Consider the following 12,627-nt stretch of genomic DNA (forward strand, 5'->3'; position numbering starts at 1 on the left):
CGAGCCCCTCAAGCGACGTGTTCCCAGTGTTCCGTAACGCGAAAGGACGTAGTAAATGAAAGCCGTGCCCAGTCCGCTGCGGTACCTCGACGGTGCGACCGTCAAGTCGTTGTGCGCGAAGTTCGACCCGCTCGAAGCGGTCGAGGAGGCGTTCCTCGGTGTGCGTGCGAACCGGTCCGGAGTGACGCCCGAGGCGGCGTTGCGCTGGACCGGGCCCGACGGAGCCGCGGCCCGCAGCCTCGTCCTGCCCGCCTGGCACGACGGCGCGTACGGATGCAAGATCATCAACGCCAGTCTGGGCAATCCGGACCGGGGCCTGCCGCGCGCCGCCGGCCTGATCCTCCTGTACGACGGGGAAACGGCCGAACCGGTCTGCATCATGGAGGGCGCGCACATCAGCGCCTTGCGCACCGCGGCGGTCTCCGTCGCCGCACTGCGAGCGGTCCGCCCCCTGCCCACCATTGACCGGGTGGCCCTGCTGGGGTGCGGCATCCAGGCCCGTACGCACCTGGGTCTGCTCGCGGCTCACGGCGCGGTGAAGTCGGTGAGTGTCTATGATCTGTCGCCGTCCCGGTGCCGGTCGTTCGCCGACGCCCTCCGCGAATCGCTGCCGGAGATCGAGGTCGAGATCGCCGCCGACCCTGAATCGGCGGTCCGTTCGGCCCCGGTCACCCTGGCCTCCACGACCACCACGACCTCGTACGTACCGCTGGCCTGGCTGCCTGAGGGCTCCGTCTTCCTCAACGTCTCCCTCGACGACGCCGCCGAGGACGTGCTCCTCGGGGCCGAGCACCTGTTCGTCGACGACTGGCGCCTCGTCAGCGAGGACGACACCCGCCTCCTGGGACGCCTGGCCGCGTCCGGTCGCGTCACCGGCCCGGGCACGCGGGCTGCCGGTGCCCGCCAGGTCGACGCGGAACTTGCCACGCTCCTGTCCGGCACCTACGCACGCCCGATCACCTCCACGGACCGGACGGTGATCAACCCGTTCGGCATGGGCGTCCACGACGTGGCCCTCGCGGCCTCCGTCCACTCCCTCGCCCGCGACGAGGGCGCCGGAGTGTTCCTGCCCCGCTGACCGCCTTTGCCGCGTCCCCGCCCACCATGGCCAAGCACGCTGATTCCACAGCGAGTTGTCCTCTGGGCCAGGAGTGTTCGGTGACGTCGGCGTTCAAGCAGCCCTTCATTGACCGGTCGATCCGGTCGGGCCAGTCTGTTCCCGGCGGTGCGGTGCACCGCGTTCCGAACTCCGCTGCGTGGTCGATGGCGTATCGCGGTGCCCCCGGACAGAGCCAATGACCGATCGACTCAGGGTGAGGTGAAAACACGTGGACGACGACATGTCTGCCGACTCCCGTGCGGTGCGCGATGTGGCGGATGGCTACGTCACGGCGCTCGCCCGGGTCGAGCCGGGCATTGCCACCTACTTGGGGGTGCCGGAAGGCCAGGACGAGATGCCGGACCTCTCGCCGGAAGGCCGTGCCCGGATGGACGACGTGTTCCGCGCGACCCTCCTCGACCTGGACCGGGCCGAGCAGGCCACGGCCGGCGCTCTCCCGCCCTTGGAGCGACGGTGCGGGCGACTGCTGCGCGAGCGTCTGGAGGCCGAGCTGGCCATCAGTGCCGACGACGAGTACCTGCGTGAGGTGGTCAACGTCTTCGGTCTCCAGCAACGCGCGCAGGACATCTTCCAGCTGATGCCGACGAGGACCGCGGACGACTGGTCGGCGGTCGCGCGCCGAACAGGTCTCGTCTCCCCGATGCTCGAGGGCTTCCGGGAGTCCCTGACCCTCGGGCTGGAGAAGAACACCTTCGTCGCGGCGCCACGACAGGTCCGTGTCATCGCCGACCAGCTCGACGCCTGGATCCGCGACAGCGACGGTCGCGGCTGGTACGCCGGCTTCTGCGCGGGCGCCGATGTACCGTCGGCCCTGCGCGCCGAACTCGACACATCGGCAGGTCAGGCCGTCGCGGCGCTGGCCGGGCTGCGGGACTGGCTCCGCGCCGACTACCTGCCCAGGGCCGAGGTCCAGCCCGACGGCGTGGGCGCCGACCGGTACCGCACCTGGGCGCGGTTCTGGACGGGCGCCGAACTCGACCTGCGGGAGACCTACGCCTGGGCGTGGGAGGAGTACCGCAGGATTCGGGCCGAGACGCGCGCCGAAGCCGAGTCCGTGCTGCCCGGGGCCACGGCCCGCGAGGCGATGCGCCACCTCGATCTCCACGGTGAGGCCGTGGACGGGGTGGAATCGGTCCGGTCGCGGCTGCAGGGCTGGATGGACGAGGCGATCGACGAGCTCGACGGCACGTACTTCGACATTGCGCCGCCGGTACGGGTGGTGGAAGCCGCGATCGCGCCGACGGGCACGGGCTCGGCGGCGTACTACACCCCGCCGAGCGTGGACTTCTCGCGCCCCGGCCGTACCTGGCTGCCCACTCAGGGGCGCACGCGGTTCCCTCTGTGGAGCCTGCGCAGCGTCTGGTACCACGAAGGCGTGCCGGGCCATCACCTGCAACTCGCCCAGTGGCGGCACCTCGGGGCCCGGCTGTCGACGTACCAGTCGGCCCTCGCCTCCATCGACGCCTGCACCGAGGGCTGGGCGATGTACGCGGAGCGGCTGATGGACGAGCTGGGTCACCTGCGCACCCCCGGCGAGCGTCTCGGCTTCCTCGACTGGCAGATGCTGCGGGCCGTGCGGATCCTGGTCGACATCGGCGTGCACCTGTCCCTCGACATCCCGCAGGACGCCCCGGTCGCCGCGGGGCAGAGCTGGACTCCCGGGTTCGCGAAGGAGTTCCTCGCCGCCCACAGCGGACAGTCCGCCGAGTTCGTCGACAGCGAGATCGGCCGCTACCTCGGCCTGCCCGGCCAGGCCATCTCCTACAAGCTGGGGGAGAAGGCCTGGCTCGACGGCCGGGCAGCAGCCGGAGCGGCCCATGCGGAGCGCGGCGAGCGACTGGACCTGAAGGCCTGGCACACAGCCGCACTGTCGCTCGGCCCGCTCGGTCTCGATGACCTCCGGGACGAACTGGCCCGGCTCTAGGGTCTTTCGTCTGATCCGGGCGAAGACCCTGGCTCATCCCGTCCGGCGGCAGCGGCTTGTGTCCCGCCCTCGGCCGTCCGGTACCACCGCAGACCACCAGTCCACAGCACCACCGGGACGGAAAGGAAACACCTGTGAGCAAGGGGCCGATGGAGGCGGAAGGAAGGTTGCTGCTGTGACAGGCGCCCGATTCACCACCCTGGCCATCAGCGGGGCCTACGACCACACGGAGTCGGCCCACCACCTCGGTGCACTGAGCGAGCCCGCCCATCTGGCGACCGCGCAGAGCTTCCCGTCGATGGAAGCGATGCTCGCCGCCACCGCGGAGGACGGCGACGGCTGGGTCTACACGCGGCGGGGAAACCCGACGGTCCGCCTCCTGGAACACACCGTGGCCGCCCTGGAGGGATACGGGGTCGACGCTGCGGTGAGCGCCACGCTCACCGCGACCGGAATGGGCGCGATCACCCTCGCCACGATGCCGCTGCTGTCCACGGCCGCTGGGGACAAGCCCAACTTTGTGGCATCGCCGCAGTGTTACGGCTCCACGACCATGGTCTTCGACAAGCGGTACGGGCAGGAGCGCGGCGTCGACGTGCGCTGGGTCGGTGATCCGCTGTCGGTCGATGACTGGGCCCGCCACATCGACGCCGACACCCGGTTCCTCTACGCGGAGGTCCCGTCGAACCCGACGGTGCAGCTCGTGGACATCCCCGCGCTGTCGGCGCTGGCCCGGGAGGCCGGGATCCCGCTCATCATCGACGCGACCCTCGCGACGCCCGCGCTCCTGCGCCCGCTGGCTCTCGGCGCGGACGTCGTGGTGCACTCGCTCACCAAAGCGGCCGGCGCCAGTGGCCGGAGCATGGGCGGCGCGGTGATCGCCCGGCACCATCTGGGTCTGCGCGGTCAGCCCGCCGAGCTGTCGGCCGACTACGCCGGATATCTGCACCGTGGCCCCCTGCGGGACATGGGCGCGGTCATCAGCCCGTTCAACGCCTGGACGATCCTCGCCGACATCCGGGAACTGCGAGGCCGGGTGGATGCCATGTCCCGCACCGCGCTCGAAGTGGCCCGCCACCTAGAGGCACACGCCGACGTCGTCGAGGTCTTCTACCCGGGGCTGGAGAGCCACCGCTCGCACCACATCGCCAAGCGGGACATGCGGCTGGTCGACAGCGAGGCGACCGGGGGCGAGGCGGAGAACCGGTTCGGCTTCCTCCTCTGTTTCCGCCCGGCCGGCGGTGTCCGGGCCGCACACGAGGTGATGGACCGTCTCGGGCTGATCTGGCGGGCGAACAACCTCGGTCAGGTCAAGAGCACGGCCACGATTCCCGGGGCCACCACGCACAAACAGGCCGCGGACGCCGACCCCGCACGGGTCCCGGTACCGCCGGACATGATCAGACTGAGTATCGGAATCGAGCATCTGGACGACATCGTCGGGGACCTCGACCAGGCGCTTCGGGCGCGGTGAGATCTGTGGAACCTCCGATGGAATCCGTGCCTTCGGCCTTGCCGAGCTGAGTTAGCAGGAGGAGACAGTGGAACTGGAAACCGTGTTGACCCATGTGTACAAGACCCGTCTGGCGCTGATTTCGCCGCCACGCACCGGGTCGACCGCCGTGGCGCGACTGCTGTGGCAGCACCCCTCGGTCACGCACCACTGCCACGAGCCTTTCGAGGCTTGCTACTGGGGTGATCAGGGTCCGGAATCGGTCGAAAGCATCCTGGCCAACCCCATGGTCGTCGAGTCGGGCCTCCAGGTCCCGCTGGCCGATGTGCCACACGGCGGCGGCCTGTTGATCAAGGACATGAGCTTCCAGCTCAGCGACGCCCAGTTCGCACAGCTCGTCGGGCTCACCACAGCTCCGCCGGTCTTCGTGATCTGCGACCCCCGGCTGTCGACCACCTCCCGGCTGCGCATCGTGCGACAGCTCAACGGCGCGGAGACCTTCCCGGCCTTCGAGAGCGGGTGGCAGTCGCTGCGGGAGCAGCTGGAGCTGTGCCGGGCGCGGGACATCCCGTACGTACTCGTCGACTCCGACGACCTGCGGACCGATCCGGCCGGGGTCACGGCAGCCCTGCTTGCGGCGGTCGGACTGCCGCCGGTCGACGGACTGGAGAACTGGTCCCCCCGGCCGGGCCTGCAACTGGTCTCGCCCGAGGTGGGCGCGCTGATGAGCGATGCCCGCAAGGGAGACGACCCCTTCTACCGCAAGGTCCTGGGCAGCAGTGGGATCCAGCCTCGGAGCGAGGTCCGCTGGGAGCAGGAGGAAGCGGCCATCGCCGCCGCCGGCCTCGCCGACGACGTGACGAAATGGCGGTACTGGTACGAGGAGATGCGGGAGGACCCGGCGCTGATCGCCGGACGGCCTGCGGAACGGAAGAACAATGCTGACGCGCGATGACGTAAGCCGAGGTGCCGCATGACTGACCGATTCAACGTCCGGGCGACCGCGCCGGCCTCCGAAGCCGTGGATGTGCTCGGCGTCGGGTTCGGACCCGCGAACCTGTCGCTCGCCATCGCGCTGCAGGAGGACCTGCCGCAGACAGACGCCTTCTTCCTGGAGGCCGCGTCCGATCCCGTGTGGCAGGGAGGGCTGCTGCTGGACGGCTCCAACATGCAGAACCACCCCAACCGTGACCTCGTGACCATGCGCAACCCACGCAGTCGCTACAGCTTCCTCAACTTCCTCTTCGAACAGGGCCGGCTCATCGAGCACCTGAACCTGCCCCTGGAGTTCCCGCTGCGCAAGGAGTACGCGCAGTACATCGACTGGGCCACCCGGCAGTTCCGGCCGCAGGTCGCGTTCGGGGCCCGGGCGACGGACATCGACGTGGCCGAGGTCGATGGCACCCCCGAGTACGTGGTGACCTGCGCGGACGGATCGCAGCACCGGGCCAGGTCGCTGGTGGTGGGCACCGGCCGTACGCCGTTCGTCCCCGCACCGTTCGCCGGTCTCCAGACGCCCCGGGTGTGCCACCTCACCCGGTATCTGCCCACCGTGCGAGAGCTGGGCGACAACGCCCCACGGTCGATCGCCGTCGTCGGCGGCAGCCAGAGCGCCGTCGAGATCGTCCTCGATCTCGCCCGCCGCTTCCCTCAGGCGAGAATCGTCAACTACGTACGGAAATTCGGACTGCGGCTCAAGGACACCAGTCCGTTCAGCGAAGAGGGTTTCTTCCCCTCGTTCACCGACTACTACTACCGAGCGGACCGGGCGAGCAAGAACGAGCTCGACGCGTACATGCGCCCCACCAACTACTCGTCGACCGACGCCGATGTCCTGCACCACCTCTACGCACTGATGTACGAGCAGCGCCTGGACGGCGACCAGCGGGTCTTCGTCCGCGGCAACAGCGAGGTCCGGGCCGCCGAACCGGACGGGACGGGTGTACGCCTGGAGGTGGAGGAGGTCCACACCAAGGACGTGTCGACGGACCACGTGGACCTGGTGATCCTCGCGACCGGGTTCCGCGACCTCGGACCGGGTCGGCACCAGGAAGCGCATCCAGCTCTGCTGTCCGGTGTGATCGACCGGTTCCAGGTCGATGAAGACGGGTACCTGGTCGTCGAACCGGACTACCGGTTGCGATCCCGCACCGACGGCACACCACCGCTTTTCCTCAACGGGCTGTGCGAGTCGAGTCATGGAATCGGCGACGCAGGCTCGTTCAGTCTGCTGTCACTGCGTGCCGCGACGATCCTGAGCGGCCTGAAAAAGGCGGGTTCGACAGCTCCGGCACCGCGTGCGGGCGCGAACAGACTGGAATCCGAGGTCTTCGATCTCACCCCTCCCCCGGAGCGGCAGTTCGAAGCGACGTTCGACAAGGTGGGAATCTGATGACGATCGACGACTGGCGGAACGCAACCATCACCGATCTGTTCGACGAACAGGTGCGCGTCCGCCCCGAGGCAACCGCCCTGCGCTTCGACGGCGTCGACATGAGCTATGCGGAGCTCGACCGCCGGGCCGACCTGCTGGCCCGGCACCTGCGCGGGCTCGGCGTCGGCACGGAGAGCGTGGTCGGCCTGTTCGTGGAACGCTCGTTCGAGATGATCATCGCGCTCGTCGGCATCCTGAAGGCGGGCGGCGCCTACCTGCCTGTACACCAGAACGAACCCCCCGAGCGGTTCCGCTACATGCTCGATCAGGCGCAGGCCCGCGTCCTGCTCACCCACGACCGGCTGAGCGACCGGGTGCCCGAGATCGACGGCACCGTGATCAACCTCGACCGCGAGTGGGAGACAGCCCCCGTCCCGGGGCCCATAGCGCCGGGAACCGGCCCCGACAATCTCGCCTACGTCTGCTACACCTCCGGCTCGACGGGCCTGCCCAAGGGCGTGGGCGTACGGCACAGCGGCGTGGTCCGCCTGGTACAGGACGGCGACTACGCCTCGCTGACCGCGGACGAGACCTTCCTGCAGTTCTGCTCACTGCGCTTCGACCCCTCCGCCTTCGAGATCTGGGGGTCGCTGCTCAACGGCGCCAAGCTGGTCGTCTATCCGCCGGGTACGGTGGCAATGCACGAACTGGCCGCGTTCCTGGAGGAGGAGGGGATCACCACTCTGTGGCTGACCACCGGCCTCTTCCACCGCCTGGTCGACGACCATCTCGACAGCATGGCGGGGCTGCGCCAGATGCTCGGCGGCGGGGAACCGCTGTCCCCTCTGCACATGAACACACTGCGCCAGGCCTACCCGGAGCTGCTGATCGTCAACGGCTACGGCCCCACCGAGGACACCTGTTTCACCTCCTGCCATGTCATCACCGATCGGATCGGTGACAGTGTTCCCATCGGACGCGCGGTGACCGACACCCGCTTGTACGTCCTGGACGAGAATCTGGAGCACGTCCCCGAGGGCGAGTGGGGTCTGCTGTACACCGGCGGCAGTGGCGTGGCGCGCGGTTACGTGGGCCGTCCGGCTCTCACCGCCGAGCGGTTCGTTCCCGACCCGTTCGTCCCCGGCGACCGGATGTACAGCATCGGCGACCTGGTCCGGCTCAACGCCCACGGCGCCCTGGAGTTCCGCGGCCGGACAGATGACCAGGTGAAGGTCGACGGCTACCGGATCGAGCCCGGCGAGGTCTCGGCGGCCCTGTCCGGCCTGCCGAGTCTCAAGGAGGCCGTCGTACTGGCCCGGGACGACGTCATGCCCGGCCGGAAGGTCTTGGTGGCGTACGTCGTACCGAATGGTCCCGCCGAAGGGCTGGTGCCGAAACTGCGCCTGGCCCTGCACCACAAGCTGCCCCGGTACATGCACCCGTCCGTCATCGTCGTCATGGACGAGTTCCCTCTGACGCTGGGCTCCAAAACGGACCGGCGCGCCCTGCCGGCCCCTGCACACCTGCCGCGGACCGTGGGCACGCCCTACGTGACACCGCGCACCCCCACCGAGGCCCTGCTGGCGGACCTGCTGGCCGACGCGCTCGCCCTCCAGGAGGTCGGCGCCGACGACGAATTCTTCGAACTGGGTGGCAACTCGCTGCTGGGGATGGACCTCCTCGCCCATATCCGGACCGTGCTGCACGTGGATCTACCGGCGGCCGAGTTCTTCGAGGACGCCACCGTGTCCGGACTGGCGGAGCTGATAGAGCGTCACACCGCCGGTGCGCCGGCCTCCGGCGAGGAGGCCACCCGGCCGTCCTCGGCAGAACCCCGGTGGTCATCGTCCGTGCGGATGGAAGCATCTCTTGGCTGACATGAAGTCCTTCCGGGACGCGGTCATCTCCTGGGCGTGGGGCGGCTCCGGTGACCCGGCGCAGGAGCTCGCCGCGCTGCTGCCCGTCGAGACGGCGGTGCTGCTCGAAGGACCGAGCGATGCCGCCGCGGTCGAGGCACTGGCGGCCGGCTACGGCCTGGACCTGACCGCGCAGGAGGTCTGCGTCCTTCCGATGGGCGGAGCGATGAACGTGGGCCGCTTCATCGACCTCCTCGGCCCGGGCGGTCTTGACCTGCGGCTGACGGGTCTGTGCGACGCGAGGGAACGCGACTACTACGCCCGCAACTGGGTGCGGGCCGGACTGCCGCCGGAATTCTTCGTGTGCGATGTGGACCTGGAGGACGAGCTCATCCGCGCCCTCGGCGTGGAACGGGTGACGGAACTCGTCCGGCAAAATGGCGACCTGCGCCCCTTGCGAACCTTTCAGTCCCAGCCCGCTCAGCGGGACCGCAGCCCGGAGCAGCAGTTGCGGCGGTTCATCGGGACCAAGAAGGGACGCAAGATTCACTACGGCAAGGTGCTGGTCGATGCCCTCCCGCACGAATCCGTACCGCCGCCACTGAGGGACCTGCTCGATTTCCTCTGACCTTGGGCCGGCGAAGGCGGGGTGGCCGACTCGCGTACGAGTCGGCCACCCCGCCTGCCCGCAACCGTTCTCACATGCCTCGCAAGAGCTGCACGCCTGTCCACCGGTTGTCCACCGGGGGCGATCATGGTGCCCTGAGTGGGTCGCACCATCTCCGCGAATCGATCAGGAAAGCACAAAGGCCCAGGTCAGAGGCTATCTGTCCTGGGCCTTCAGTGAGCCGCCTTCGGGATTCGAACCCGAGACCTACGCATTACGAGTGCGTTGCTCTGGCCAACTGAGCTAAGGCGGCACGCCCTGTCGCACTATGGTGCGATCAGCAGCGGGGCCAAGTCTACACAGTTTCCGGGGGTGCTCCGTACACGGCACCCCCGGAGGCGTTTTGCCTGGTCAGAGCGGGTCGGGGGTGGTCAGGTGCACTTCTTGGCGTTGGTGGGCGGGGTGCCGTCCAGGAGGTACGTGTTGATCGCCGTGTCGATGCAGTCGCTGCCGCGGCCGTACGCCGTGTGGCCGTCGCCGTCGTAGGTGAGCAGGGTGCCGGAGTCGAGCTGGGCGGCCAGCGCCTCGGACCACTTGTACGGGGTGGCCGGGTCGCGGGTGGTGCCGACCACGGCGATCGGGGCGGCGCCCTTCGCCTCGGTGCGGTGGGGGGTGCCGGTGGGCTTGGTGGGCCAGTACGCGCAGTTCAGGGAGGCCCAGGCGAAGCCCCGGCCGAAGACCGGGGAGGCCTTCTCGAAGTCCGGGACCGCCTTCTCCACCGCGTCGGGGCCGTCGAAGGCGGGCGGGAGGTCGAGGCAGTTCACGGCGGCGTTGGCGAACATCAGGTTCGCGTACTTTCCGTCCGGGCCGCGCTCGTAGTAGCTGTCCGCCAGGGAGAGGAGGCCGGAGCCGTCGCTGCGCTGGGCGCCCGTCAGCGCCTCGCGGAGCTGGGGCCAGGCCGCCTCGTCGTACATCGCCGCGATCACCCCGGTCGTCGCCAGGGACTCGCCGAGCTTGCGGTCCTCGTCACCGCTCGGGATCGGCTTGGCGTCCAGGTCCTGGAAGAGCTGCTTCAGGTTCGTCGCCGCGTCCGCCGTGGACGTCGTGCCCAGCGGGCAGTCCGGCTGCTTGACGCAGTCCGCGGCGAAGGACTGGAACGCCCCCTCGAAGCCCGCCGTCTGGTCGCGGTTCATGTCGATCGCCTTGAGGGACGGGTCCATCGCGCCGTCCAGGACCAGGCGGCCGGCCCGGTCCGGGAAGAGGTCCGCGTACGTGGCGCCCAGGAACGTCCCGTACGAGGCACCGACGTAGTGGAGCTTCTCGTCGCCGAGCAGGGCGCGCAGCACGTCCATGTCGCGGGCCGTGTCGACGGTGGAGACGTACGGGAGGATCTCGCCGCTCCGCTTCTCGCAGCCCGCAGCGAACTTCTCGAAGGCGGCGGTGAGCTTTCGGACCTCCGCCTCGTCGTCCGGTGTCTGGTCGACCTGGGTGTAGGCGTCCATCTCCTTGCCCGTCAGGCAGTCGACCGGTTCGCTGCGGGCCACGCCGCGCGGGTCGATGGCCACCATGTCGTAGCGGGCGCGCACCGGGGCCGGGTAGCCGAGTGCCGCGTACCCCTGGAGATAGCCGATCGCGGAGCCGCCGGGGCCGCCCGGGTTCACCAGGAGCGAGCCGATCCGCTCGCCGGGGCCGGTGGCCTTCTTACGGGAGACCGCGAGGTCGATGTCGCCGTCATCCGGCTTGTCGTAGTCCCTCGGCGCCTTCATCGTCGCGCACTCGAACCCCTCCACCCCGCAGTCGCGCCAGCTCAGCTTCTGCCCGTAGTACGCGTCCAGACCGGCCGGGGCCGCTGTGCCGGTGGCGGAGGCGTTCGGCGACGAGCCGCCGCCGCTGCAGCCGGAGATGAGCAGACCGGCTGTGCCGATCCCGATGGCGAAGGTGCGGAGCAGGCGCCTGGTATCCATCCTGGGAGCGTATCCGGCGGGTGACGAGTCGTCCGATTCCCTGCTCAATCGGGTGAAGGAGGCCGGTCCGGGAGAACCCTCAGCCCGCTCTCAGCGACACCGTCATCGCCTCCACCGCCAGCAGCGGCGCCACATTCCGGTCCATCGCCTGCCGGCACGCGATCACCGCCTCGATCCTGCGCAGCGTCTGCGCCGGCGTCGACGACTCCGCGATCCGGTCCAGCGAGTCCTGCACGTCCACATTGGCGATGGCGATCCGCGAACCGAGCTGGAGCGCCAGCACATCGCGGTAGAAGCCGGTGAGCTCGGTGAGCGCCAGGTCCAGGCTGTCGCGCTGCGTCCGCGTCTTGCGGCGCTTCTGCTTGTCCTCCAGCTCCTTCATCGCCCCCGCCGTGCCGCGCGGCATCCGGCCGCCCGCCACTCCGCCGAGCGCCGCCTTGAGGTCCTCGGTCTCCTTGGCGTCCACCTCCTCCGCCATCTGCTTGGCGTCGTCGGTGGCCGTGTCGATCAGCTCCTGGGCCGCCTTGAGGCAGCCGCCGACATCCGCGACCCGCAACGGAACCTTCAGCACCGCCGCCCGCCGCGCCCGCGCCCGCTCGTCCGTGGCCAGGCGGCGCGCGCGGCCGATGTGCCCCTGGGTGGCCCGCGCCGCGGCGTGCGCCCGGTCCGGATCGACCCCGTCGCGGCGGATCAGGACGTCCGCCACGGTCTCCACCGGCGGCGTGCCGAGAGTGAGGTGGCGGCAGCGGGAACGGATCGTGGGCAGCACGTCTTCGAGCGAAGGCGCGCACAGCATCCACACCGTGCGCGGCGCGGGCTCCTCGACCGCCTTCAGCAGCACGTTGCCCGCGCCCTCGGTCAGCCGGTCGGCGTCCTCCATCACGATGACCTGCCACCGGCCGACCGCCGGGGAGAGCTGGGCGCGGCGGACCAGGTCGCGGGTCTCCTTCACCCCGATGGAGAGCAGGTCCGTACGGATCACCTGGACGTCGGCGTGCGTACCGATCAGGCTCGTGTGGCAGCCGTCGCAGAACCCGCAGCCGGGCTCTCCGCCCAGCGCCCGGTCCGGGCTCGTGCACTGGAGCGCGGCGGCGAAGGCCCGGGCGGCGGTGGACCGTCCGGAACCCGGCGGTCCGGTGAACAGCCAGGCGTGGGTCATCTTCGAGCCCTGCGCCTCGGCTTCGTCCGGCCTACCGTCGGAGACCGCCGTGACCAGCGCGTCGGCGTCCCTGGCGGCGGCGGCGAGCTGCTCCCTCACCCGGTCCTGCCCGACCAGGTCGTCCCATACGGTCACCGGTCCCCGCCCTTCCTGTCGCGCGATTCCCTCGT

General features: G+C 69.8%; 9 protein-coding genes and 1 tRNA gene. 7 read left to right on the top strand and 3 right to left on the bottom strand.

Going from position 1 to position 12,627, the window contains the following annotated elements; all coding sequences use genetic code 11:
- Positions 1-55 precede the first annotated feature (55 nt).
- From ACQP09_RS15200 to ACQP09_RS15230, 7 genes are all read left to right on the top strand, one after another.
- Positions 56-1,078 carry an ornithine cyclodeaminase gene (locus ACQP09_RS15200; RefSeq protein ID WP_433399654.1) on the top strand — a complete coding sequence of 341 codons (1,023 nt, stop codon included), beginning with the start codon at positions 56-58 and terminating at the stop codon, positions 1,076-1,078.
- A gap of 250 nt (positions 1,079-1,328) precedes the next feature.
- On the top strand, positions 1,329-3,044 hold the full coding sequence (locus ACQP09_RS15205) for a DUF885 domain-containing protein (RefSeq protein WP_433399657.1): 1,716 nt from the start codon (positions 1,329-1,331) through the stop codon (positions 3,042-3,044).
- Between the two features lie 175 nt (positions 3,045-3,219).
- On the top strand, positions 3,220-4,518 hold the full coding sequence (locus tag ACQP09_RS15210) for a trans-sulfuration enzyme family protein (RefSeq protein ID WP_433399660.1): 1,299 nt from the start codon (positions 3,220-3,222) through the stop codon (positions 4,516-4,518).
- Between the two features lie 67 nt (positions 4,519-4,585).
- Complete coding sequence (locus ACQP09_RS15215) at positions 4,586-5,452, top strand: hypothetical protein (protein WP_433399663.1); 867 nt, start codon at positions 4,586-4,588, stop codon at positions 5,450-5,452.
- 18 nt (positions 5,453-5,470) lie between these two features.
- A complete protein-coding gene (locus tag ACQP09_RS15220; RefSeq protein ID WP_433399666.1) occupies positions 5,471-6,889 on the top strand; it encodes a lysine N(6)-hydroxylase/L-ornithine N(5)-oxygenase family protein in 1,419 nt (472 codons plus the stop codon).
- Positions 6,889-8,748 carry an amino acid adenylation domain-containing protein gene (locus tag ACQP09_RS15225; protein WP_433399669.1) on the top strand — a complete coding sequence of 620 codons (1,860 nt, stop codon included), beginning with the start codon at positions 6,889-6,891 and terminating at the stop codon, positions 8,746-8,748. The genes ACQP09_RS15220 and ACQP09_RS15225 overlap by 1 nt, the downstream gene beginning before the upstream one ends.
- A complete protein-coding gene (locus ACQP09_RS15230) occupies positions 8,741-9,355 on the top strand; it encodes a TOPRIM nucleotidyl transferase/hydrolase domain-containing protein (RefSeq protein WP_433399671.1) in 615 nt (204 codons plus the stop codon). The genes ACQP09_RS15225 and ACQP09_RS15230 overlap by 8 nt, the downstream gene beginning before the upstream one ends.
- A 218-nt stretch (positions 9,356-9,573) precedes the next feature.
- Here ACQP09_RS15230 and ACQP09_RS15235 read toward each other — a convergent pair.
- From ACQP09_RS15235 to ACQP09_RS15245, 3 genes are all read right to left on the bottom strand, one after another.
- Positions 9,574-9,647, bottom strand: a tRNA-Thr gene (locus ACQP09_RS15235).
- A gap of 118 nt (positions 9,648-9,765) precedes the next feature.
- The gene (locus tag ACQP09_RS15240; RefSeq protein WP_433399674.1) at positions 9,766-11,298 is read right to left on the bottom strand and encodes an alpha/beta hydrolase; all 1,533 of its coding nucleotides are present in this window, start codon (positions 11,296-11,298) and stop codon (positions 9,766-9,768) included.
- 79 nt (positions 11,299-11,377) lie between these two features.
- Complete coding sequence (locus ACQP09_RS15245) at positions 11,378-12,592, bottom strand: DNA polymerase III subunit delta' (RefSeq protein WP_433399677.1); 1,215 nt, start codon at positions 12,590-12,592, stop codon at positions 11,378-11,380.
- Positions 12,593-12,627: the final 35 nt, after the last annotated feature.

Source organism: Streptomyces sp. CA-146814, from assembly GCF_050942385.1.
In the GTDB taxonomy this organism is placed as follows: Bacteria; Actinomycetota; Actinomycetes; order Streptomycetales; family Streptomycetaceae; genus Streptomyces.